The organism is Psychrobacter sp. LFX-11D, assembly GCF_904846475.1.
Taxonomy (GTDB): domain Bacteria; phylum Pseudomonadota; class Gammaproteobacteria; order Pseudomonadales; family Moraxellaceae; genus Psychrobacter; species Psychrobacter cryohalolentis.
The window spans coordinates 1-23,109 of sequence record NZ_CAJHAV010000020.1 but is presented as its reverse complement, the minus strand read 5'-3'; the positions used below and the strand labels follow the sequence as shown (position 1 = coordinate 23,109).

20 protein-coding genes and 2 pseudogenes are annotated in these 23,109 nt (G+C 42.5%); 16 read left to right on the top strand and 6 right to left on the bottom strand.

Annotation, left to right across the window (positions count from 1 at the left end):
• Window positions 1–18: 18 nt before the first annotated feature.
• The 5 genes from tatA to JMX75_RS12055 all read left to right on the top strand — a co-directional run bounded on the left by tatA (window position 19) and on the right by JMX75_RS12055 (window position 3,428).
• Window positions 19–303 carry a Sec-independent protein translocase subunit TatA gene (gene tatA, locus JMX75_RS12075; protein ID WP_011959992.1) on the top strand — a complete coding sequence of 95 codons (285 nt, stop codon included), beginning with the start codon at window positions 19–21 and terminating at the stop codon, window positions 301–303.
• Between the two features lie 55 nt (window positions 304–358).
• Entirely contained in the window at window positions 359–745 is a 387-nt protein-coding gene (gene tatB, locus JMX75_RS12070; protein WP_036599454.1) for a Sec-independent protein translocase protein TatB, read from the top strand.
• Entirely contained in the window at window positions 742–1,611 is an 870-nt protein-coding gene (gene tatC, locus JMX75_RS12065) for a twin-arginine translocase subunit TatC (RefSeq protein WP_011959994.1), read from the top strand. Before tatB ends, tatC begins: the two co-directional genes overlap by 4 nt.
• A 97-nt stretch (window positions 1,612–1,708) precedes the next feature.
• Complete coding sequence (locus JMX75_RS12060; RefSeq protein ID WP_201532479.1) at window positions 1,709–2,998, top strand: hypothetical protein; 1,290 nt, start codon at window positions 1,709–1,711, stop codon at window positions 2,996–2,998.
• Window positions 2,999–3,242: 244 nt separating this feature from the next.
• Window positions 3,243–3,428 carry a hypothetical protein gene (locus JMX75_RS12055; protein WP_201532478.1) on the top strand — a complete coding sequence of 62 codons (186 nt, stop codon included), beginning with the start codon at window positions 3,243–3,245 and terminating at the stop codon, window positions 3,426–3,428.
• Window positions 3,429–3,454: 26 nt separating this feature from the next.
• Here JMX75_RS12055 and JMX75_RS12050 read toward each other — a convergent pair whose 3' ends face one another.
• A complete protein-coding gene (locus JMX75_RS12050) occupies window positions 3,455–4,336 on the bottom strand; it encodes an IS982-like element IS1599 family transposase (RefSeq protein ID WP_201532477.1) in 882 nt (293 codons plus the stop codon).
• A 218-nt stretch (window positions 4,337–4,554) separates the two neighbouring features.
• On the opposite strand from JMX75_RS12050, the pseudogene JMX75_RS12045 reads away from it, so the two are divergent.
• Window positions 4,555–5,779, top strand: a pseudogene (locus JMX75_RS12045) (IS3 family transposase).
• A gap of 140 nt (window positions 5,780–5,919) precedes the next feature.
• Here JMX75_RS12045 and lnt read toward each other — a convergent pair.
• Window positions 5,920–7,488 (bottom strand): apolipoprotein N-acyltransferase, encoded by a 1,569-nt coding sequence (gene lnt, locus JMX75_RS12040; RefSeq protein WP_077449698.1) that lies wholly within the window; start codon window positions 7,486–7,488, stop codon window positions 5,920–5,922.
• Window positions 7,489–7,727: 239 nt separating this feature from the next.
• On the opposite strand from lnt, the gene JMX75_RS12035 reads away from it, so the two are divergent.
• Together JMX75_RS12035 and JMX75_RS12030 are read left to right on the top strand one after the other, a co-directional pair.
• The gene (locus tag JMX75_RS12035; protein WP_007394850.1) at window positions 7,728–8,372 is read left to right on the top strand and encodes a DUF411 domain-containing protein; all 645 of its coding nucleotides are present in this window, start codon (window positions 7,728–7,730) and stop codon (window positions 8,370–8,372) included.
• A 796-nt stretch (window positions 8,373–9,168) separates the two neighbouring features.
• A complete protein-coding gene (locus tag JMX75_RS12030; protein ID WP_068405068.1) occupies window positions 9,169–9,891 on the top strand; it encodes a CHAP domain-containing protein in 723 nt (240 codons plus the stop codon).
• 116 nt (window positions 9,892–10,007) lie between these two features.
• Here JMX75_RS12030 and JMX75_RS12025 read toward each other — a convergent pair whose 3' ends face one another.
• The 3 genes from JMX75_RS12025 to cadR all read right to left on the bottom strand — a co-directional run bounded on the left by JMX75_RS12025 (window position 10,008) and on the right by cadR (window position 12,810).
• On the bottom strand, window positions 10,008–11,189 hold the full coding sequence (locus JMX75_RS12025) for a cation diffusion facilitator family transporter (protein ID WP_077448184.1): 1,182 nt from the start codon (window positions 11,187–11,189) through the stop codon (window positions 10,008–10,010).
• A gap of 265 nt (window positions 11,190–11,454) precedes the next feature.
• The gene (locus tag JMX75_RS12020) at window positions 11,455–12,207 is read right to left on the bottom strand and encodes an IS5 family transposase (RefSeq protein ID WP_191114789.1); all 753 of its coding nucleotides are present in this window, start codon (window positions 12,205–12,207) and stop codon (window positions 11,455–11,457) included.
• 192 nt (window positions 12,208–12,399) lie between these two features.
• Complete coding sequence (gene cadR, locus JMX75_RS12015) at window positions 12,400–12,810, bottom strand: Cd(II)/Pb(II)-responsive transcriptional regulator (RefSeq protein ID WP_007394845.1); 411 nt, start codon at window positions 12,808–12,810, stop codon at window positions 12,400–12,402.
• 142 nt (window positions 12,811–12,952) lie between these two features.
• Here cadR and JMX75_RS12010 point away from each other — a divergent pair, with 142 nt between their 5' ends.
• The 5 genes from JMX75_RS12010 (at window position 12,953) to ccmI (ending at window position 19,829) form a co-directional block, all read left to right on the top strand.
• Entirely contained in the window at window positions 12,953–15,154 is a 2,202-nt protein-coding gene (locus JMX75_RS12010) for a heavy metal translocating P-type ATPase (RefSeq protein ID WP_007394844.1), read from the top strand.
• A 120-nt stretch (window positions 15,155–15,274) separates the two neighbouring features.
• Entirely contained in the window at window positions 15,275–17,323 is a 2,049-nt protein-coding gene (locus JMX75_RS12005; protein WP_201532476.1) for a heme lyase CcmF/NrfE family subunit, read from the top strand.
• A complete protein-coding gene (locus JMX75_RS12000; RefSeq protein ID WP_011513682.1) occupies window positions 17,324–17,986 on the top strand; it encodes a DsbE family thiol:disulfide interchange protein in 663 nt (220 codons plus the stop codon).
• An 83-nt stretch (window positions 17,987–18,069) separates the two neighbouring features.
• The gene (locus tag JMX75_RS11995; protein ID WP_020443538.1) at window positions 18,070–18,552 is read left to right on the top strand and encodes a cytochrome c-type biogenesis protein; all 483 of its coding nucleotides are present in this window, start codon (window positions 18,070–18,072) and stop codon (window positions 18,550–18,552) included.
• The gene (ccmI, locus tag JMX75_RS11990) at window positions 18,549–19,829 is read left to right on the top strand and encodes a c-type cytochrome biogenesis protein CcmI (protein WP_201532475.1); all 1,281 of its coding nucleotides are present in this window, start codon (window positions 18,549–18,551) and stop codon (window positions 19,827–19,829) included. The genes JMX75_RS11995 and ccmI overlap by 4 nt, the downstream gene beginning before the upstream one ends.
• A gap of 27 nt (window positions 19,830–19,856) precedes the next feature.
• Here the strand turns inward: ccmI and JMX75_RS11985 are convergent, their stop codons facing one another.
• Window positions 19,857–20,507, bottom strand: a complete 651-nt coding sequence (locus JMX75_RS11985; protein ID WP_007394843.1) for an IS1595-like element ISPssp3 family transposase — start codon at window positions 20,505–20,507, stop codon at window positions 19,857–19,859.
• A gap of 179 nt (window positions 20,508–20,686) precedes the next feature.
• Between JMX75_RS11985 and lspA the strand changes: the two genes are divergently transcribed.
• The 3 genes and pseudogenes from lspA (at window position 20,687) to JMX75_RS13100 (ending at window position 22,968) form a co-directional block, all read left to right on the top strand.
• On the top strand, window positions 20,687–21,394 hold the full coding sequence (lspA, locus tag JMX75_RS11980; RefSeq protein ID WP_007394842.1) for a signal peptidase II: 708 nt from the start codon (window positions 20,687–20,689) through the stop codon (window positions 21,392–21,394).
• Window positions 21,395–21,669: 275 nt separating this feature from the next.
• Window positions 21,670–22,002 carry a DUF3817 domain-containing protein gene (locus JMX75_RS11975; protein WP_131603940.1) on the top strand — a complete coding sequence of 111 codons (333 nt, stop codon included), beginning with the start codon at window positions 21,670–21,672 and terminating at the stop codon, window positions 22,000–22,002.
• 340 nt (window positions 22,003–22,342) lie between these two features.
• A pseudogene (locus JMX75_RS13100) lies at window positions 22,343–22,968 on the top strand (recombinase family protein).
• Window positions 22,969–23,109: the final 141 nt, after the last annotated feature.

The following is a 23,109-nucleotide window of genomic DNA, read 5'->3' as shown; positions in this document are numbered from 1 at the left end:
AAATATAAGGATACCGTTATGGGCAGCTTTTCTATTACACATTGGCTGATTTTATTGGTCGTAGTGGTGGTCGTATTTGGTACTGCCAAGCTTAAAAATGCAGGTAAAGATTTAGGCGGTGCGGTGAAGGGTTTTAAAGAAGCGGTCAAAGATGAAGAACCCGAGAATGCTCGCAAAAATCATGTGCTTAGCCATGAAAATAGTACGCCAGCTGCAAGTAATGATTTAAATACGCGTGTAGGTAATCAGGCTGATGATATGGAAATCAGCCCTATTTCCACTGATGACCAGCCTAAAGTATGAAGCGCGCCGCTTATAAATAGCGGCACTAAGTAGTCTATTAATATATGTGACTGTTATGTTTGATATTGGGTTTTCCGAATTACTCTTGTTTGGCGTCATTGCTTTAATCGTATTGGGCCCAGAAAAACTGCCGCAAGCCGCACGTACCGCTGGGCAATGGTATGCCAAACTGCGCCGTACAGTATCCACTCTACAATCTGAAATAGAAGCTGAGCTTGATCTAGCTGAAACACGTCAACAAATGCAAAATGAACTTGCGAAAATCCGTCAGACCGAGTCGGATATGAAGCGCGAATTAGCAGAAATGCGTGGCAGTATGCAAAAGTTTGAGCAGTCACAGAACCAAAGCCTAGACGCTTCACATCAGTCAATCACCCCTTATGATAAAGACCATCAACAGAATACTACCTCCTCGTTCATTAAACAGGAGGCGGATCAGTGAGCCTATTTAAACGGCAAAAAAGTCGACAAGAAAAAATAACAGATATAGAGTTTGAGGCGCCAACAGATACAACACAGAATAGTGAGTCTGGAGATACGTTAGGTACGCTTGGCGATATGCCTATTACCGGACATTTAATCGAGCTGCGTACGCACTTAATAAGAATATGCGTGGTCGTCTTAATTATATTCTTAGTATTGGTGGGATTTTCACGCGAGCTTTATAATCTTTTATCAGACCCATTAGTGGCGCAGTTACCCATCAATTCGACCATGATTGCCACTGATATAACGTCAAACTTTATGGCACCCATTCGCTTAACGATATTCGTCGCCGCATTTTTAGCAATGCCTTATATCCTGTATCAAATTTGGTCATTTGTAGCTTCCGGCTTATATAAAAAAGAGAAGAAAATTGCCATTCCTGTACTGCTATCTTCGATATTTCTATTTTATGCTGGTGTTGCTTTTTCCTACTTTGTCGTACTCAAAGGGGTATTGAAATTTTTTATTATGTTCGCTCCGCAGAACGTTATACCAATGACCGATATTGACAGTTATCTGAGCTTTGCCCTCAAGCTATTTATGGTGTTTGGACTGACTTTTGAGATTCCAGTGGTTACCTTATTGCTGATAATGGCCGGAATCGTTTCTACTCAAATTTTAGAAGATAAGCGTCGTTATATCATAGTCGGCTGTTTTGGGATCGCCGCGGTAGTGACACCGCCTGATGGTGTATCAATGCTGTTGTTGGCGATTCCTATGTGGCTATTATTTGAGCTGGGTTTACTCTTAGCAAAGATATTAATTAAAAATGAACGAAATAATGATTTAGTCTCAGGGAATGAAACATTAGAAAGTAGCTAGCACTACTTAAACACGCCAAGAACCTTTTTTACTTTTTACTTTTTACTTTTTACTAGAGTATGTCAGCGTGAGTACTCTACTTAGCGACGGACTCTAAATGGAACACCCAACTAATAACAACGAAAAAAATGACGGTCTTGCAAATCGACTTAACCAAGAGTGCTACTGCATTACCCTTGATCGTAAAGCGCTTAATACAAGCCTTCAAGATCAATTGGTAGAAACTAGAAACAATCCAATAGGAGCGAACGAGCTTAATAAGCTTTTTTCAGCAACACCCGTGTTCGTTCCCAAAACAGAGATAGAGGCGATGGAGCGAATCGTCAGGGCTATCGAGTCAGCTGCCGAACTGCCATTGTATCAAGAGCAAGTGCTGTCGTGGGCACCAGAAATAGCTGCTTTCGACCCAGGCCCAATAGGGGGCCTCATGGGTTATGACTTTCACTTGGGTAGCGATGGACCTCAGCTCATCGAGGTCAATACTAATGCCGGTGGCGCATTTCTGAATGTGTTGCTCGCTCGCGCACAAAAACGCTGTTGCAACCCCTCAGAGCAAAGCGCTGTAACCAATCAAATGCTAGATAGGTTCGAGGAAGCAGTGTTTGACATGTTCAAACAGGAATGGCAGCGACAGTCCGCTGTTGCTATGCCCAATCGGATAGCCATTGTGGACAATGACCCCGAGAGTCAGTTCATGTTCTTAGAGTTTGAGTTAGCCTGTCAACTGCTCCAAGCTAGAGGTATTGATACTGTGATACTTGATCCCTCTGAACTCGAGTATATCGACGGTACGTTAACAGCCCATGGCCAGAAAATCGATATGATTTACAATCGGCTTGTCGACTTTGCATTTGAGGACCCTGACCATGTATTGCTTAAGCAGGCTTATTTAGAGGGTGCTGTGGTAGTGACACCCAATCCCCGCGTACATGCTATGTTGGCCAATAAGCAAAACCTGACATTGCTATCAGACTCCCAAATATTGCGCTCTTGGGGTCTGGATGAGGCTGCAGTGGAGTGCCTCGAAAGGTCTGTACCGAGGACTAAGATTGTATCAAGAGACGATGCAGCAGAGTTGTGGCTTACTCGGCGGCAACTGTTTTTTAAGCCAGTTGCTGGTCATGGAAGCAAAGGCGTTTATCGCGGTAGCAAACTGACTCGACGCGTCTTCGAAAACATTCTGGATGAAGATTATATCGCACAGACCTTTGTCCCTGCAGGAGAGAGATCACTCAAAATTGATGACATCGTAACAACAAGAAAGGTAGATATACGTCTTTATACGTATGGCGGAAAACTGTTACTACCTGCTGCGCGTGTGTATCAAGGTCAGGTGACTAACTTCCGTACGCCAGGCGGTGGATTCGCGCCTGTCTTTCAGGTGTGATCGTCTAGGTCTTATTTAGATGGCATTAGGCTGTTATAAGTCCGGTTAACTAATTCAATATTCTTCTTACCTAACAAAAGATGGTTGTATATTTATGATTGTCTATTACTTTCGGCACGCTTTTCAAAACACTTCGAAAACAATTGGAGCTAGAGATAGCAGTAAATTTCAATAGTTTCCAATAATAAAAATCCAACCGTTACAGTGAGCTTAAATCATATTAGAGTAAACAGGGTTAGACCGTATGTTAATCACAGAATTGGGTTATTTTGCCTTGCTGGCCGCCTTTATATTGGCGATTTTGCAGGTGGTATTACCAACCGTTGGCGTTATGCGTGACCATGTTGCTTGGCAGCGTTTGGCACCGAGTTTGGCATGGGCGCAGTTTGCCGCCAAACGTTTACCTATTAGTAACCCCAGTTCGGGATAAGCCACATTGTAACTCATTGATACTATTTACAATGTCGCTACCTGTCCCTGCTGAGGCATGTTTTTGATGGTGGGCTTATAGGGAAACCAGCAATAAGCAATCAAACCCGACAGCAAGTTTGTGATAAACCCCGTCACACTACGATGGCGTGAGTGTTCGATTTGGCACAAGTTTTTAAGCTCTCCAAACACCGTTTCAACCAAAGAGCGATGATTGAGTAGTGCCTCATCCATAGGCTCAAGTAATTGGGGTTTCATATTACGCCGAAGTTTGGTTATCAACGTAGTATCACTGTGTTTTGTGAGCCACTCGTTTAGGGCTTTACTAATATAGCCTCTATCCCCAAACACCTTGCCAAACACAGGTGTTGCCATATCCTTAACAGGCACTCTGTCATCCGTATTACCCGCAGTGACTTTAACAGATACAAGCTCGCCCTTATGATTGATAATGGCGTGCAGCTTAAAGCCATAGAACCAGCCCATGCTGCTTTTGCCTCGGGTTGCAAGTCCTTCAAAGACTTTATGACGGTAGATACGTTTGTTATGACAAACTGCTATCTTGGTTGAATCAATATAGCTGATACCCGTACAGTCGCCCATCATGCTTTGCAAGTAGCTGCACAGTGGTATGATACTGCGCGGCACAAGCTCTATAAATCGCGAGTAGCTCGGCAGATTTGGAAACTCCCGTTTCATCATGCCAAGCATGTGATGGTAGTAAAACGCCTTAAACTGTCGATAACGTAATTGATGAAACAGTATCAAGATGGTCATAATCTCTGCTACACTTATCTGGCATGCTCTTAACCTTTGGTGTCCCGTTGCGATTAAATGAGCGTCAAACTCAGGTTTGAATTGCTGATAAAAGTCGTCAATATGGCAGTATAGTTCGGTTAGGTTGTCCATGTAAGAAGTCCTTGTTGTGAAGTTTGTCTTGGTAAACTTACTTTAGCAACTTCGGACTTCTTTTTTTATCTTTTTTTTGAGCCCTTATCCCGAACTGGGGTTATATTATATACAACATACTACAATATACTATTAAGGGATACAAAATCATGGTGAGCTATGCTGAAGAAACCGTAGAGATAAACTTGGTAAACTAAGCGTATTGACAGGAGTTTACCATGACCAAGAAAGTAAGAACCTACAGTGACGAATTTAAAGCCGAGGCCGTCAAGAAGATATCAGACAATAATGGCAATATCTCAGCCACTGCAAAGCAGCTTGGCATTGCCATGCAAACGCTATCAAATTGGCATAACAAAGCCAATCAAGGCAAGCTTGTCGGCACAAAGCAATACGATCCTGATCTTATGAGTGCTCTTCAAGAAATAAAGCAGCTCAAGCGGCAGCTCAAAGTGGCTGAAGAGGAACGCGAAATACTAAATGAGGAGGGATAAAGCGAAGCACTGCTTCGCCCCGACGCAAGGGGAGAGCTATGCTCGAGTTGGCGACGGCGTACTTCGCGAGAAACAGCTAGTCAGGTACGCCTTTATCAAAGACAACCAGTTCCTCTTTCGCATCACCACTATGTGCCGTGTGTTAAGGGTTAAGCCATCAAGCTATTACGACTGGCTAAGTCGTGATCTCAGCGACCAACAGATACATCGCAACCAGTCTGAATTACTGGTTAAAGCGGCTCACAATGAAACGAAAGAACGTTATGGCGCAGATCGACTGCATGCTCATCTAAGCGAGCAAGGCCATAACATTAGCCTGTATATGGTAAGAAGCATCAAAGAGCAACACGGCATTAAATGTCGTCGTCATAAGCGCTTTAAAGTCACCACCGACTCCAATCACAACAAGCTGGTCTATCCAAACGTACTGGATCAGAAGTTTGATGCTAAGCGCCCTAACGAGTCGTGGGTCAGCGACATCACCTATATCTGGACGAATGAGGGTTGGCTGTACTTAGCAGGGGTCAAAGACTTATACACCAAAGAGCTTGTCGGTTACGCTATTAACAAGCGTATGACCGCAGATTTAGTTTGCAAAGCACTAAATATGGCCATCAAGAATAAACGTCCAAGCAAAGGGCTAATCGTTCATTCAGACAGAGGCAGTCAGTATTGCAGTCACGCCTACCACAAGACCATTAAGCAGCATCAATTTATAGGCTCAATGAGCGGCAAAGGCAACTGTTTCGATAACGCTCCGATAGAAAGCTTCTGGGGCACATTAAAGAATGAGCTGGTATATCATCAAGACTATAAAACAAGGTTCACAGCCATCAATGATATTATCAGTTATATCGAGCTGTACTACAATCAGACGAGGATTCAAAAGGGTTTGGGCTATCAATCGCCAAGACAGGTGTGGTTTGATTATTATCGTCAGGCTGCGTAATTAAAATCTCCCAAGTTTATGTATACGGATTTGACGGCAGGGGTCAATAGTTTAAAACTTTTATATTTACGTGCGTTAGGACGTTACCTAGAAAAAATAAAAAACTTACACTGATTAAATTATTATGATTAAGTTTACTATTACCCTCGTCTTCTAAGTGTGGTTAGACCTTTGCCAAAATAGCTTAGTAGTAATAACAAGGTTATTATTATCAAGATAGGATAATTTCCCATAAGCATAAAGGGCGTGTTACCAACCCGTGCCTGTATCTCACCACGTAGTACAGTACGCTCAAACTGCGGTGCGCGTTTTACAATACGACCTTTATGGTTAATGATAGCGGTAACACCAGTATTGGTCGCTCGAATAAACCAGCGCCCGTTCTCAAGCGCGCGCATTTGTACCATTTGCAAATGTTGCAATGGTCCTGCTGAAGTGCCAAACCAGGCATCGTTAGAGACGGTCAACAAAAATTCAGTATCGATGGCATTTTTACGCGTGGTATCTGGATAAGCTACCTCATAACAGATAGCCGTCCCTATATTGTGTCCACGCACCTTTAGAGGTGACTGCTGATCACTACCACGACTATAGTTCTTAATATCCTGACTACCGGCCAAACTTGGGAAAATATCGAGCACGCCTTCAAATGGAATATACTCTCCAAAAGGCACTAGACGCTGCTTCTTGTATAGGCCTTCCGCTTCTACACCTCGAGCAATCACGCTATTGTAAAATGGGGGATACTTATCCGTACTGGCATTGAATGCCGCTTTATCCTTATAAGGGATACCAGTTATCCATGTCGTATTGGTCGCATTAGCCATTTCTATCATTTCACTAATAAAGCCCGCAGCCTCATCCTGAAACATAGGAATAGATGATTCAGGCCACACCACAACATCACGTCCCCACTCAGTGCGTGTTAACTTCGCATAAATCTTTAGCGTTTCTACTTGATACTTAGTCAGCCACTTTATATCTTGTGAAATATTACCTTGAATCAATGACACTGACAGATCAGGTGTGCCCTTAGGTTTTGTCCATTGCGGATTGACCAGCCATAATGATGTGCTAATGGCTAATAACAGTACAGAAACGATGGCATAACTACTGCGCCGAAGCAGTAGCTCTACTAAACTTGCAGCCAATAGTATGGCAACAAAAGAGACGGAAAAAACACCAGCAACGGGTGCTAAGGACGATAACCAATACTCTTCAGTAAATGCATAACCAACAAACAGCCACGGAAAGCCTGTGAATAACCAAGTTTTTAACCATTCTTGTAGCACCCAAAGAGCAGCAAATGAAAAGGGTTGTTTGCCTACCATACGGTTAAAGACTAGTGCTAACAATCCATGAAATAGTCCCATACCGAGACCCATCAATGCAATCATAATCAATGCGAGCCACGTTGGTGTATCGCTATAATCATGGATAGCAGTATAGAGCCAAAAGCCGCCGACGCACCATAGCCCCATACCGTAAGCTTCACCGATAATAAAAGCGCGACGACCACTCATACTTGTCACCAACAGCGCATATAAAATCGCTGGTGATACTATTGCTAGCGGCCAAAACCCATAAGGCGCTAGCGAAAATAAAAAAATAGCTCCTGCAAGCCATGCTGCTACTAGCGTAAGCGATAGCGGTAATTGATTTAAGTGAGTACTCAAACGCTTTTGTAGATTAATAGTAGACAGGCGCATCGCAAATTATCCAAAATTATGAGCCTTGAATTTTTAATCAAAATCCAAAACTTAGATAGAGCCGTTAATACTACAGGCAGTATTTTAAAATAAAAACTGCTTATGATACCAGCCTGCACTGCTCAATGGATGAATTTATGTACTCCGTTTAATGGGTTATTATGCTACATTACCAAACGATATGAAGTGTTACTTGATCTTCTATAGCTCACAATACCTACAGTACATGAGAAAGCACTATGCCCCCCTTAAAAATAAAATCCAGTCTTATATGCAATCGTTATCTGTCTAAGGGGTTGCGTAGTACGTTATTATTACTGGCTGCCTCATCACTATTTGCTTGTAGCCAACCGAGTAGTGGCGTATCTGATGCAAGCACAACATCGGCATCAACTGAAGATGTTTTGGCTGTTCCAAAGACAGCTGAACCAAACGTTATAAATAATTCTATGATGACATCAGTAAGTAAACCAGACTTACTAAAAAACGTATCAGCCACTGTCTATAAAGATGCCAATTGCGGCTGCTGTAAAGAATGGATAAGTCATGCAGAAGATAATGGTCTAAGTGCAACCGCGCAAGATGTTGCGGACTTAGCCGTATTTAAAGAGCGCTACAGCGTTCCAAATGAAATGCGTTCTTGCCATACTGTAGTCACTACGGATGGTTACGTCTTTGAAGGTCATGTACCCGCTAAATATATGGCGCAGTTTTTAGAAAATCCGCCAGTACAAGCTATGGGTCTTGCCGTACCTGGCATGCCTATTGGTAGCCCAGGTATGGAGTATCAAAATAAATTCATGCCCTATCAGGTTATGCAGCTCAATAAAGACGGGACAACCCAAGTTTATGCTGATATTGAATCGGTAGAGCAGCAATTATAGTGTGTTAGCAGTTAAGAATACTTTGATTATAGTGTTAGCGTTAAAAGTAAATGAGGTAGGTATAAGACTGTTCTATTGCTTATAAAATGATTCTTCATCAAAAAATTCATTAGCTATTGCGACTTTAAAATTAAAAATAACTTTGAATTTGTAACTTTTGATGACAATGTAAGCGAATTTATCGGTTATTAACCCTTAAAATAGATAAATGACTAAGGGTTAATACAAGAATATACAGGATGTATCGAAACAATTACGTAATATTACATAAGCTAGTAGGGAATTAGCATCTATATTAATATTATAAATTATTATATTATCTTAATAATTAGTTAGACCCTATATAGGGTAATTACTTCATCCAATAGAAAAACGTCTGAGGGTTAAATCTAAATTATAGATTTAACCCTCAGACGTTTTTTTGCTTATAAAACAGTAGAAATTGTGGTCAATCTAGTCAGCTATATTCTGTACATGTTACACAAACTTACATTGTAAAATGTGGGATATTAGCAATTTTTTCGACATCAAAAAAGTATTTTTGGGGTTTTTAAGGGGAATGACAGGCTAAACAACCTATGCTAAAGTCGGCTTTGTGTTTTGGTCAGCAGCTTGATTTGTAACAGCTTCGTAAGACTTCAATGAGCTGTGATCGCCAATAATCATTTTTTATATGAATAATATGCAGCAGAAGTATCAGTCACTATGACATATATATACTTGAGTTATTGAGATTTAATTGACTGCGCTGTTGTTGATAACAGACTATTTTGAATTAACCGTAGGTATTAGATTTATGAAACAGGCTTTATTGATTTTGTCAGTACTGGGTATGGGCATAGCACAAACGAGTGGTGCTGCTATCACAATCTCTCAAACAAATAATACCATCACCAATACTTCTGTGGCATCAAACTACGGTTCATCAAAAAACATCTATAGCACCAAAAGTGGTGCTTATGTTTCTAATAATGATGAAATTAGTCAAGCAATTAGCAACCTAAGTGCGCAGGCCAAGCAAAAAGAGAATCAGCTTTCATCATTAAACAGCCGCTTATACGCTGAAAAACAACAGCAGCAAGTCAATAAGGTTCCTGACAGCAATTCAGCCCCCGCTATCGCTGCTGCTCGCGCCTCAAAAGTGGCTTTATCTGGCAGCTCTGGATATTGTGCCCGTTACGTACGTAAAGCACTACAATCAGCTGGTTATGAGTTCACTCCAAATCCTTCAGCCTATCAGTACGCTACTCGTGGCACACTTGAGAAAGCAGGTTTCAGCAAAATCAGCAATGATATGCCAACCCAAGTAGGTGATGTTATTGTCTATGATCGCTCATCAAAGCGTCCACATGGCCATATTCAAATTTTCGATGGTACAAATTGGATTTCTGACTTCCGTCAGAACAGCATCAGCCCATACAGTGGTGTCTATGCTTATACGACATGGCGCGATTCAAAATACGTGGATGACGCATCCGCATCAGATCGTAATATCTACCTTGCTATGAATGATAAATAAGACTTTCTAAGTCAGCACAACATAGTTGTTATTTCCTCCAACCCAGTAGGGCGTGTTGAACATTCACAAATAGTCTCTGTCAGTGCCATGGTTGAAGGTTCAACACGCCCTAGTGACTAGTGACTGTGCCCGATATGGTTATTCGCAGAGCTTTGCTGCTCTGATATGTCGCAGACCAATGCATCGCTATGGGCGCTGGTCTGCGGGTGTGACAAGCTTTCAACCTGAATGGTGGCGTGATGAATACCAAGCGCAAGCAACCCTTGCTCAAGATTGGCAATCAATACGCTGGCATCCGAGATTCTCATATCCCCATCGACCATCACATGGCAAGATAGCGCATTTAGCCCGCTGGTGATGCTCCAAATATGCAGGTCGTGGACTTGTTTTACTTGTGGATGGGCAAGCAGCTTGTCTTCCACATCTACCAGCGATATGCCTTCTGGCGTGCCCTCCATCAAGACATGTACCGAATCACGTACAACGCGGTAACCACTTACTAAGATAAGTACCGCGACGATCACCGACGCTGCGGCATCGGCCCAAACCCAGCCAAACCCCATCATCAGTAAAGCGGCGATGATCGCGGCGACAGAGCCCATCAAATCACTTAATACATGCAAGTAAGCGCTTTGCATATTGAGGTTGACAGGCTCTTTGGAATCATTGCTTTTATTTGCTTTTTCTTTATTTACTTTGTCTGCATTTGCTCCATGGCTGTGGGTGTGTCCATCGCTGCCGCTACTACCACGATGCATCAGCCAAGCGACCAAGATATTAACCAGCATACCGATGGTGGCGACGATTAGCATACCTTGGGTAGCAATCTCAGGCGGTGAGTTAAGGCGTTTGATCGCTTCATAAAAAATCATCAAGGCGATAATTACTAGCGTCGCACCATTGACGGTGGCCACGATAATCTCAAAGCGTTTATAGCCAAAGGTCTTTTGATGGGTGGCGGCTTTTTCGCCGATTTTAAATGCCATCAACGTCGCACCAAGGGCGATGGCGTCGCTGAGCATGTGTCCTGCATCAGAGAGTAACGCCAAGCTGCCTGTCAGTAAGCCACCAATCGCCTCGATAAACATATAGCCTGTGATGATCACAAAGCTAATCAGTAACGTACGCTGATAGCCTTTGGTATCTCTTGGTGCGGTGTTTTGCTCTAGGTGAGTGTCATGATCATGAGCGTCTTGATTGCCAGCAGTATAGTTACTATCGTTGTTTTTATAGACATCAATAGGCTCACTTGGAGGCAAATGCTTATTTTGCTTATGACTGGCATCTTCTTGACTCATAACGTTACTCAAATTTATTAAGACTTATGGTAAATAACTTCAAGGATTAATGATAAATCTAACATAGTCGAGTATTAGAAGCTGTAACGACGAGGTAAAAATGCAGCCAGTAAGCTATAGTCGATTCACTGCAAAAATGACATCGTGCTACTGGTATAAATTTTCCTTGCATGCTGTTATTACAGAGGCTGCGCAACATTCATTCCAGTAGCACTCTTCAATTTATCACCATGTTATTTTGAACTGACTAGGGCGTGTTGAACATTCATAATTTGAGCCAGATATAAGCACAAGCAAGAGCGACCGTATTTTCATAACTTTGCTTGAGCTTATCAAACCTGGTGGCAACCGCCCTATACTGTTTTAGTTTGGCGAAAGCATTTTCTACTAGATGCCTCGCTTTATATAAGTCCCAGTCCATATGGTCGTTAGAAGACTGAGTATTTCGTTTTCGAGGGATGTTATCCCGTGTCCCTGCTTGTTCAATATGCGCTCGTAGTGCATCAGAATCATAGCCTTTATCGGCACATAAAACCTCTGTGTTGCTCAAATTAACTTTGTCTACTAAGTCAGGTGCGACTTTAACATCGTGGGTCGTGCCATCTGACAAGATAAAGGTAATCGGATTGCCATGCGCATCTACTGCCAAGTGAATCTTGGTCGCGCGTCCTGCCACACTTTTACTAATGGATTGTAGGTTCTCATTGCCACCACTGCTGTGCTGATGCGCTTTAATATGAGTACCATCAATGAAGACCCACTCAAGGTCTGCGTCTTTGATTAATAAAGCAAACAGCGTAATCAGCTTATTACTACGAAACCAGCGCTGGTAAGCTTTATAGATGGTATTGGGCTTGCCAAAACACTCGGGTAAGTCGCACCAAGGACAGCCAACACGCATGCGATAAAGCACGCCTTCAACCGTTTGTCTAAGATTTCCTTTGTCATAGATATTAAGTTCTAGTAATATAGGTTTCAGTCTTGTCCAGTGTTCATCTTTGAGCATAGTGCGAGGCATAGCGAACGATATCTTTTTTGTGTGAGAACTTAAAGATTAACCGTTCGCTATTTTTTTTGCCATTAATTTATACCCAATGTTCAACACGCCCTAGTGATCTTAATATCATTGCTGGGTTTTTTTGTGCTTAACATCAGGGCGTATTTAACCTTTCATGATTTGATCCGTCAGAAATGAACACTACTGATATCATTACTCATGACAGGAGTTATCGACAAGCGCGTTTAAAATGCCACATGATGACGCTGGTGCACTACTTGCACATTTCTGGCGCAAAACGGTCAAGTGATGCTTTAAGTGCATCAGTTCTTCCATTCGTATTTCCACAGCATGAATGTGCTCATCTAGCAAGTTATTCACATCGCCGCAGTCCTTGTCAGGCGACTCCCAGTATTCAAGTAAGATTCGCACATCATCTAAAGCCATATCGAGCGTACGGCAATGTAGGATAAATTGTAGACGCTCAATGTGCTCTTCATTATATAAACGATAATTCCCTTCGCTACGAAAAGGCTCGGGTAATAAACGCTCTTTTTCATAATAGCGAATGGTTTCTACTGTGGCACCTGTGCGTTTAGCGAGCTCACCAATTTTGATTGTCATAACAACCTCTATGATTTAAATAATTAAAGTGGCTGTAAAGACTAGCGCTAGAGAAATTAAAATTACGAAACTGTAGATAAATAACCTTGACTCTAAAGCCACTATAGGGTTCATAATATCATTATTCAAAGGGTAAATTATTATGAAATATCATATTGAAGGTATGGACTGTGCCAGTTGCATCGGCAAGATTGAAACAGCTTTGAAACGTATGCCTGGGGTTTCTGATGTTCAGCTGAATTTCGCTACAGAAACGCTAGAGCTAAATTTAGCCCCTGGTGCGCCGACTCAGGCTAGTGATATCGAAAAAACAATCAAAAGCCTAGGGTTCGGCATCTCTGCCAATACTGGTCAACAAACTGTATCGGCTATTGATATTGACAGCGACAATCAGATGGCTCCGCAGGATAAGCAATGGTGGCAAACTCAAAAAGGCAAACAGGTTGTTGGCCTCGGTATTTTGATGGGCAGCGGTTATGCACTGTCACTACTGTTGCCCGCTTATGGGATATGGGTGTTTGCCATCGCTGTGATTGTAGGCGTTTTTCCATTTGCGCGCAAAGCCTTAGCACTGGCTAAAACAGGTTCATTCTTTTCAATTGAAACGCTGATGTCCGTCGCCGTGCTTGGCGCACTTATCATTGGTGAAGCTGAAGAGGCCGCAGCGGTTGTCTTTTTGTTCTCAATCGGTGAACTGTTTGAGAGTATCGCTGCTGATCGCGCTCGCGCTGGCATCAGAGCCTTATCATCGCTGGTTCCGAAAAGTGCAATTTTACTTGATGCTCAAGGTGGGCAGCGTAACGTTCCAGCGACTTCATTACAAGTGAATGACCTTGTGCTGGTGCGTCCTGGAGATAGGGTATCTGCTGATGGTTCCATTGTTCAAGGTGCGTCCAGCCTTGATGATTCGCCCGTGACGGGAGAGTCTGTTCCTGTTGCCAAGACGATGGGTGACAATGTATTTGCAGGGTCAATTAACATCGATGGTGTGCTCCAAGTGCGCGTAGAAAAGACAGCCGCCGATAACACCATTTCGCGCATTATTGAGCTGGTAGAGCAAGCCCAAGCCTCCAAAGCACCCACTGCCCGTTTTATTGAGAAATTCAGTCGCTATTACACACCCGCAGTGATGGCTATTGCCGCACTAATTATTATCATTCCACCGTTAGCCATGGGTGGAGATTGGTCGACTTGGTTGTATCGCGGTCTAGCACTGTTGCTGATTGCCTGTCCCTGTGCTCTTGTACTATCAACACCCGCTGCCATCGCCTCTGGTCTTGCTGTTGGTGCGCGCCGTGGCTTGCTGATCAAAGGCGGTAGTGCTTTAGAAACTATCGGCCAAGTGAAGACGGTCGCTTTTGACAAGACAGGCACTTTAACTGAAGGCAAACCACGCGTGACCGATGTTGTTGCCTTTACACAAGAGGACTCAAGTATTCAAGGTCAGAATTCTCAAGGTCAAGATGAGATATTGGCACTTTTTGCCAGTGTGGAGACTGGTTCTAGTCACCCGCTTGCTGAAGCCATTGTTAGTCATGCTGAAGCTGCTAAAGTGTTCATACCTGTGGCCTTCAATGCTTCTGCAACTGCCGGTAAAGCGGTACACGCAACTGTCGCGGAGCGCGCGCTAGCTATCGGTTCGCCTGTTTACGCAGCCGATGAGGCATTGATTTCATCCACACAACAGGCGCAAATTGAGGCGCTGCAAAATGAGGGTAAGACCGTCTCTGTTCTTTTCGATGAGCAAAACCGTGAAGTGCTTGGATTAATCGCGCTAAGAGACGAATTACGAGACGACGCTCATGAAGGTGTGGCTCAGCTCAAAGCGATGGGTGTGCGCTCCGTCATGCTAACAGGCGACAACCGCTTAACCGCTCAAGCACTTGCCAGTAATTTAGACGTGGAATGGGAAGCTGAGCTGTTGCCTGAGGACAAACTGCGCCTGCTTAACGAGATGAAGAACAACCGCAAAATAGCGATGGTTGGTGATGGTATTAACGATGCGCCAGCGCTAGCAACTGCCGATGTTGGCATCGCGATGGGTGGTGGTACCGATGTGGCCATTGAGACGGCCGATATCGCATTATTAAAAAGTCGTGTTACGGACATGGCTCATCTCATCGCACTTTCACGTGCCACCATGCGCAACATTCATCAGAACGTCATTTTCGCTTTAGGTCTCAAAGGCGTCTTTCTGATCACGACCATATTCGGCATTACTGGACTATGGATTGCGGTTCTAGCTGATGCTGGAGCAACAGTGATCGTTACTCTTAATGCGTTACGTTTACTGCGCTTTAAAGGCGCGCCTCCACTGGTAAATCCGCCTAAAGTAGTTAAATAAAACCCTTCGAAATCAATTAAAAACTAGAGATAGCAGCAGATTTCGGGGTGGGTTCTAATAATAAAAATTCCACCGCCACAGTAAACTGCAACCGCATTAGAGTAAATAAGGTTAGACCGTATGTTGATTACAGAATTGGGCTATTTTGCCTTGCTTACCGCTTTTGTACTGGCGTTATTGCAGGTAATTCTGCCAACTATTGGTGTTATTCGTAACCAAGTTGCTTGGCAACGACTAGCCCCTAGCCTAGCTTGGGCACAGTTTGCCGCCATGATAACGTCATTTGGCGCTTTGATAGCAGGTTTTTATTATAATGATTTTAGCCTCAGTTACGTCGCGCAGCATTCTAATACGCTGTTGCCTTGGTACTATAAGTTATCGGCGACATGGGGCGGACACGAGGGCTCTTTGCTGCTATGGATGACCATCATGGCCACATGGTGTGCACTGGTATCATACTTTAGTCGCGGCTTGCCGTTATCAATGCGTGCGCGGGTATTAGTTATTTTGGCCGGTGTACAGTTAATGATGCTAACGATGCTGATATTTACCTCGTCACCGTTTGAGCGTACCTTACCCAATCTAGCGGTCGATGGCGCTGATTTAAATCCTGTCCTACAAGATTTCGGTCTGATTATTCATCCGCCCATGTTATATATGGGCTATGTGGGTATGGTAGTACCTTTTGCATTTTGTATGGCGGCATTGTGGGAAGGGCGTTTAGATGCTGCTTGGACACGCTGGTCACGTCCATGGGCGCTCGCGGCTTGGGGATTTTTGACCATTGGTATTGCACTGGGCTCGTGGTGGGCCTACTACGAGCTTGGCTGGGGCGGTTGGTGGTTTTGGGATCCGGTAGAGAACGCCTCGTTTATGCCTTGGCTTGTCGGCTTAGCATTGCTGCATTCATTAGCAGTCACTGAAAAGCGCGGGGTGTTTAAAGCATGGACCATCATGCTGGCTATTTTCGCCTTTGCCTTAAGCTTGCTTGGCACGTTCCTGGTACGCTCTGGAGTCCTTACCTCAGTGCATTCGTTTGCCGCTGATCCGACGCGTGGTTTGGTCATCTTAGCTATTCTTGGCATTATCATCGGTAGTGGTCTATTAATGTTTGCCGTTCGCGGTTGGCGTTTAACCGTTGAAAGTCAATATCAGCTGATTTCACGTGAGTCCTTTTTAGTGATCAATAACGCCATCATTTTGATTGCAACCTTAGTGGTGCTGCTCGGCACCCTCTATCCTATTATCGCTGATGCCTTTGGTTTAGGACAAGTGTCCGTTGGCCCTCCTTATTTTAATGCATTATTTGTACCTTTAACGTGGCTGTTATTAATAGCTATGGGTATGGGCTCAAATATTCGCTGGAAAAAAGACACCCGTCCACTACTGGGTATAGGCATGGTCATCGCCGTTAGTAGCTTAGTATTAGCCGCCATTATTACTTACTTTGTTAATCCATCGTCTATGCTTAATATTGGTGTGACTTTAGCCGTTAGCTTTTGGGTACTGCTATGGATGGCAGTTGATTTTAAAGATAAAACTAAGAATGCGCCTAATCTTTTTAACGGTTTGCGGCAGTTGCGTCTGAGCTATTGGGGTCAACAGACTGCTCATATTGGCGTATTGGTTGCTGTCATTGGCATAGCCTTTACTAGTAGCTTGAGTATTGAGCGTGACGTAGCAATGGGTATTGGCGATACAGTCAATGTTCAAGGTTACGATTTTGAAGTAACTGAATTTTTTGAAATAAAGGGTAGTAACTTTGATGCAACGCAGGCGCAAGTCGTGGTATCCAAAAACGGTCGTGAAGCGGCGAAACTGAATCCAGAAAAGCGTACTTATATCATTAGCACTATGCCGACCACTGAGGCGGCCATTGATGCTAGCCTAATGCGCGATGTTTATGTCGCACTGGGCGAACCTATTGCCGATGGTAGTAACCAATGGGCATTAAGGATTTATGTAAAACCATTAATTCGCTGGATTTGGTTAGGGGCAATTATCATGGCTCTAGGTGGATTAATTAGCATGCTTGATAAACGATACCGCATCAAAAAAGTTAAAGCTCCATTGCTAGTTACTGGTGATCTGGCTACTGATGGAGTCAATGAGGTAGCTATTGAACAGGCAATCTCAGCATCGACGATGTCGACACTAAAGGAGAAATAAATGACTATGTCGAATAATACTCCTGAGCAAAAAGATAGCCAAAACAGTAAGCAGCGTAACCCAAAGACAATGAAAAAAAAGCAGACGAAGCTATGGTTCTTAATTCCGCTTATCCTCTTTTTTGGTTTGGTAGTTATATTGTACATGCGCTTAGGTAAACCAACAGACATTGTGACCAATACCGCTCTTGAGCGTCCGGTTCCTACCTTTGAGCTGCCGTTATTAGCAGATACTACCCGTACTATCACCAATGATAATTTGCCGGATAAGCCGTTTTTACTTAATGTTTGGGGCTCATGGTGCCCAACTTGCGTTATTGAGCATCCGTTTTTAATGCAACTAGAAGAGCGCGGCGTTGATATCGTTGGTGTGAATTATAAGGATGAGATTGGTAATGCGCTCAGTTACTTAAACCGAGGCGGTGATCCATTTTCTATGTCTATTCAGGATTCATTGGGTCAGTTTGCTCTAGACTTAGGCATAACTGGTGCGCCCGAAACCTTTGTTGTGGATGGAGATGGCATCATTCGTCAGCATATTGTTGGTGAGATTAATGAAGCCAATTGGCAACAGCGTGTTAAGCCGTGCCTGACAGTACTTAATAAGGCTAATAAGAACAACGATAGTCCTGATCTCATTCAGGTTGAGGAGATGTGCAAATGAACGTTACTCGAATAAGAGCTCCTCAACTAAAACCCAATATAGTTTTAAAACTAGCAAGCTTAATACTAGCGTGTTTGCTTAACATGACGGCAAACGCAGCTATTGACGTATACGATTTTGACTCACCACAGCAAGAAGCTCAGTATCGTGGATTAATAGAAGAGTTTCGCTGCCCAAAATGCCAAAATCAAAACCTTGCAGCCTCTGATGCACCGATTGCACAGGATCTAAAGCAAAAAGTCTATGATTTAATTAAAGATAGACGTAGTGATGCTGAAATACGCGTCTATATGCAAGAGCGCTACGGTGACTTTATTAGCTACAAGCCGCCTATGCGACCATCAACATGGATCCTATGGTTTTTTCCACCACTATTATTGCTCGTCTTAATTATTGGTTGGTTTTGGCAAAGTAAGCGTCGCCAAGTTGTTGCCCGTGGTCAAAGCGGCGTCACAGTGAACAGTACTGCTGCCTTGACCTCTACGGAAAAGGCTGAGCTTGATCGTCTATTATCGCAAGCTGAGAGTGTCGACCACGACATTACTAGCCTAGAGGACAAAAAATGACTCTATTTTCTACTTTTGGCTTATTTGTAACTCTAAGCTTGCTGATTGCTCTTATATTTGCGCTGATTGCTATTATGCCATGGCTACGAGCACCGCGTTTGCAGTCCAAACCAATAGACAATCAACTGCTAGATATTAATGTTGCAGTATTTCGCGAACGTTTAGCTGAGCTACAAACAGATAAAGACAGCGGTACTATTAATAATAGCCATTATCAAAATCAAAAGCTGGAACTGGAGCGTCAGCTATTAGATGCGCAGCGTCAGATAACACCTATGGTCACCCCTGATGTCAAAAGCCGTTTAATTGTCGCAGCTTGGATCCCAATATTGGCTGCAATGGCGTATTTACTAATAGGCAATCGTACGCCCGTGTTTGATTTGTGGACAGCTGAGGACAAAGTAGGACAAGTGGCTGACGACCTATTGACAGCTAAAATTGACAAGCCGCCATCATGGGCGTTTGAAGATGGTCGTCAACTGATTAGCGCCATGCAAACCAATGTTCATCGTAATGCTGATGATCCTAATCGCTGGATGCGCCTATCCGAGCTTTTCTTATCTATGGAGGCAACTGATTCTGCGCTGGAAGCCTTATCGCGTGCCTATCGTTTAGCACCTGATAACGAGGAGATTGCTACTACTTATGCTCAGACTAGTTTTTTTGTTAATGAAGGTCAGTTAGACGCCAATATTCGCCGTGTATTACAAGCTATATTAGCTAAGAATCCGCAGCATGAACGGGCTCAAATGCTCATGGCAATGGGTGAGACTCGTAGTAGTAACTTTGCCCAAGCGCAAGGTTGGATTAAACGCTTACAAGGCAGCATTGTGGCCAAACCAGGTGATCATACTAAAGCTTTAGCAAGCTTAGATGAGTTAAGCAACTACGTTAGCACGCAAGAAAAGCAAGCGCTAGAAGGTATTGACGTGACAGTGAAAATTAACGCTAATTTATTACCGTTAGTGAAAGCTGATGATGTGTTGTTTGTTGCGATACGTGACGTTAAAGGAGGTCCACCGTTTGCCGCCAAACGTTTACCCATTAGTATTATCAAGCAAGGTGAGGCTAGTATCCGCTTAAGCAATCTTGATGCGATGATGCCAGATCGCACGTTAAATTCAGCTCGTAGTGACAAAACTCAGTTAGCAGTCGTTGCTCGTATTAGTCATAGCGGTAATGCCATAGCAGAATCAGGCGACTTATCGGGTAATCCTATAATGATTAGCGTTGAACAGACTCAGGTTAATGTTGAAATCAATCAACAGATTCCCTAATAAAAAATTAGGGGCTGTCCTAGATAACTAGTTCAAACCCTGTTTAACCCATTGTTTTAATTGTAGTAATTGCGACTTTGGGTCACTGTGATTAAAACGCCACTCACATTCCTTTAAATAGAGGTGAAAATGTTCTTTTGGAACTCCGTTAAACTTACGTAGATGCCGTTTAGCTTGGTTCCAAAAGTTCTCTATACCATTAATGTGATTCTTGTCATTAACAAAGGTTTTGGAGTGGTTGATACGATAATGAGTAAACTCACTGACATCTAATGCGTTATAGCTTTTAAATGAGTCAGTATAAACAATGCTATCAGGCTTCACTTTTTCTCTTATGATGGGGATCAAAGTATCTGCTTTAGCATTGGGTATAATACAAGCGTAGACCTTGCCATTACGCTTTAATAGACCAAACACGGGCACTTTGCTACCAGCACCTCGCCCTCGCTTGCCTTTACGAGTTCCACCAAAGTATGATTCGTCTACTTCGATTTCGCCTTCAAATAGACCAGGGTCTTGACTATTCTCGTAAATAAGCAGTCTTAGCCTATGAAAGTAATAACTGGCTGTCGTTTTATTAATACCAATTAGGCTTGCTGCTGTTCTCGCGGTAGAACCGGCAACAAATAACTCGATTAGTCTGCTTTGTTTATACCAACTTAGTTTACTCTTTCTCATAGTGCTATCCTAAATAATTTTACTTATCTAGGACAGCCCCAAAAATTATTACCGTAAGTTTCATAATACCAGAGCGGTAAGTGGAGCCGTTTATGAAAGTGGCGCGATTAATAATCGTATACCAAAAACATATACGTTTAACATTGTTCATTGTATAAACATAGATAAAGGAAACAACTATGACTGAATCTACCGACAGATTAGATAGTACTAAATTGAATAGCGTTGAATCGGCTAGTACTAATATTGCTGACAAGAAGGTACCTATAGCTGTGAGTAGTACTCATCAATCGATTGACTCTAAAACCATAAATCATACGCCTAAAGCTATGTACGTGACTTCAGGCAACTCAATAACACCTAAAGATAAGTTGGACAAAATGCCAAAAATGGTTGCCAATGGCAGTCGCGCTTTTATCTGGTATTTGTTGGCGATAATGGTATTAATACTTGATCAATGGACTAAGTGGTTGGCCCAAACCACATTAGCGTTCAATGACCCCGTACCGGTCATTGAACCATTTCTCAACTGGACACTCGCTTATAACTATGGGGCAGCATTTAGCTTTTTAGCCAACGCTGGCGGTTGGCAGAAATGGTTTTTCTCAGGCTTAGCTTTTGTAATGGCTATCTTTTTAACGGTTTATTTAATCAAAGCGCCACGTGCAGCCAAGCTATTATCTATGGGGTTGGCCTTAATGCTTGGTGGTGCGATTGGCAACTTAATCGATCGTTTAAGAATTGGTAAAGTGGTTGACTTTATCCATGTGCATTATGCTGATGTCTGGAATTATCCTATTTTCAATGTTGCAGATATAGGTGTCTGTGTCGGTGTCGCATTGATTATAATTGACATGATATTTTTAGAAAGTAAGCGTAATAAATAAGCACATTGATACCGATTATCACAAACAAAATGAACTAGCGTCGTATTCACTCTATACGGAAAAATACTTTTTATACTTGAGTATGTTTATAAAATGTGAACTGGAAGGTAATGTATGACTGGTATAGGTACTCACTCATTTTAGGTCTTAAAACTCAATACTTAAAAGCTCTGCGTAGAGCCATTATTATAGAGACATTGAATAATCCATAAATTCTTTATTGATAATAACAAAAGGAAAATACAGTGTCACAGACTCAGCCAACTATTGAAAAAATTCACAGCCTTAGAAAAAAACAAGAGACAGCGTTAAAAAGTCTTACCCTTATAGGCTATCTAGAAGGCACCTCTTTCTTATTATTGCTCTTCATCGCCATGCCACTAAAATATATGATGGACATTCCAGAAGGTGTGAAATACATCGGTATGGCACACGGTATGTTGTTTATTACCTATATCATAATACTTATAGGCTCAGCTATCAAAATGAAAATGCCTCTTTGGGCAATACCTGCGGGCGTACTCGGCTCACTCTTACCTTTTGGCCCATTTATATTCGATCATTTACTAAAAAAGAACTTGCAGGAAAATGTAAGTAAAGAAGCCTAGAACAAGCTCTGCTATAAATGCCACAAACGTATCTTATTACTCAAGATTATTTTTCCTAACTAAATCACAAGCCGCCATCACTCATCGTGGCGACAAATGAATAACATTGAGCAGAAATTAATCACAATAAAACTTTAATTCAGACCCAGTATGAATAGTCTCACACTCCAGTTACTTTTCGAACTTATCTTACATACTATCGACAAACCCGTTTTGTTTAAAAGCTAAACAGGTTTTGTCATCCGCGATGGCTTTCCTGTTATCGTAGGGTATACCCCAGGGGCACTATCAAAACAGGTCTCTTAATCAATTAATAGTCTACTTATAATAGACTGCAATAATGGAACTACTTATAACAGACTATTTTAGGTGTTTATGTTTATCAGAGCATAGAGCGCCAATCAAAGATCAAGATGCCAAGCGTGCCAAAAGTGAGCTCATATAGCTTGCTGCTGATCATGGTCACAAAATTGCCGCCTTCTATGTTGAAAACGAGTCAGACGCAACTTTAATACGTCCACAGTTAATGTAACTGATAAATGATGCCCATGAAGGCGATATAATTTGGTTGAGCAGATTGACCGCTTAGCACGTTTAAACCAAGCTGATTGGGATACTCTCAAAAGAATGCTATTAGAAAAGAAGCTGGCGGTAGTATCAGAAGAGCTACCGACCTCTTATATAACGCCTCAATCTGATAGCAGCATTGTATTTATGAGCAGCGTATTACAGGCCATCAATTCGATGATGCTTTATATGCTCGCTGCTATTGCTAGAAAGGACTATGAAGATCGACGTAACCGTCAGATGTAAGGTATTTCTCGTACTAAGGTAGAAAGTAAATATTCAGGACGTAGGAAAGATACCGAGAAGCGTAAGATTATCGCTAGCCTTCTGAAATCTGGGCGTAGTTATTCTGAAATACAAGCTACAGCTAAGTGCTCGCGTCATTTGATAGCTGTATAGCTAAATAAATACTCAAATACTCAAATACTCAAATACTCAAATACTCAAATACTCAAATACTCAAATACTCAAATACTCAAATACTCAAATACTCAAATACTCAAATACTCAAATACTCAAATACTCAAATACTCAAATACT

Bases quoted from the DNA above. Each gene is read 5' to 3' on its own strand.
- JMX75_RS12025 (WP_077448184.1), bottom strand. From the start codon at position 11,189: ATGAGTCAAGAAGATGCCAGTCATAAGCAAAATAAGCATTTGCCTCCA.
- JMX75_RS12010 (WP_007394844.1), top strand. From the start codon at position 12,953: ATGAAATATCATATTGAAGGTATGGACTGTGCCAGTTGCATCGGCAAG.
- lspA (WP_007394842.1), top strand. From the start codon at position 20,687: ATGACTGAATCTACCGACAGATTAGATAGTACTAAATTGAATAGCGTT.
- tatA (WP_011959992.1), top strand. From the start codon at position 19: ATGGGCAGCTTTTCTATTACACATTGGCTGATTTTATTGGTCGTAGTG.
- JMX75_RS12000 (WP_011513682.1), top strand. From the start codon at position 17,324: ATGACTATGTCGAATAATACTCCTGAGCAAAAAGATAGCCAAAACAGT.
- JMX75_RS12055 (WP_201532478.1), top strand. From the start codon at position 3,243: ATGTTAATCACAGAATTGGGTTATTTTGCCTTGCTGGCCGCCTTTATA.
- ccmI (WP_201532475.1), top strand. From the start codon at position 18,549: ATGACTCTATTTTCTACTTTTGGCTTATTTGTAACTCTAAGCTTGCTG.
- JMX75_RS12035 (WP_007394850.1), top strand. From the start codon at position 7,728: ATGCCCCCCTTAAAAATAAAATCCAGTCTTATATGCAATCGTTATCTG.
- JMX75_RS12030 (WP_068405068.1), top strand. From the start codon at position 9,169: ATGAAACAGGCTTTATTGATTTTGTCAGTACTGGGTATGGGCATAGCA.
- JMX75_RS11985 (WP_007394843.1), bottom strand. From the start codon at position 20,507: ATGAGAAAGAGTAAACTAAGTTGGTATAAACAAAGCAGACTAATCGAG.
- JMX75_RS12020 (WP_191114789.1), bottom strand. From the start codon at position 12,207: ATGCCTCGCACTATGCTCAAAGATGAACACTGGACAAGACTGAAACCT.
- JMX75_RS12050 (WP_201532477.1), bottom strand. From the start codon at position 4,336: ATGGACAACCTAACCGAACTATACTGCCATATTGACGACTTTTATCAG.
- cadR (WP_007394845.1), bottom strand. From the start codon at position 12,810: ATGACAATCAAAATTGGTGAGCTCGCTAAACGCACAGGTGCCACAGTA.
- JMX75_RS12005 (WP_201532476.1), top strand. From the start codon at position 15,275: ATGTTGATTACAGAATTGGGCTATTTTGCCTTGCTTACCGCTTTTGTA.
- JMX75_RS12060 (WP_201532479.1), top strand. From the start codon at position 1,709: ATGGAACACCCAACTAATAACAACGAAAAAAATGACGGTCTTGCAAAT.
- tatB (WP_036599454.1), top strand. From the start codon at position 359: ATGTTTGATATTGGGTTTTCCGAATTACTCTTGTTTGGCGTCATTGCT.
- JMX75_RS11995 (WP_020443538.1), top strand. From the start codon at position 18,070: ATGACGGCAAACGCAGCTATTGACGTATACGATTTTGACTCACCACAG.
- lnt (WP_077449698.1), bottom strand. From the start codon at position 7,488: ATGCGCCTGTCTACTATTAATCTACAAAAGCGTTTGAGTACTCACTTA.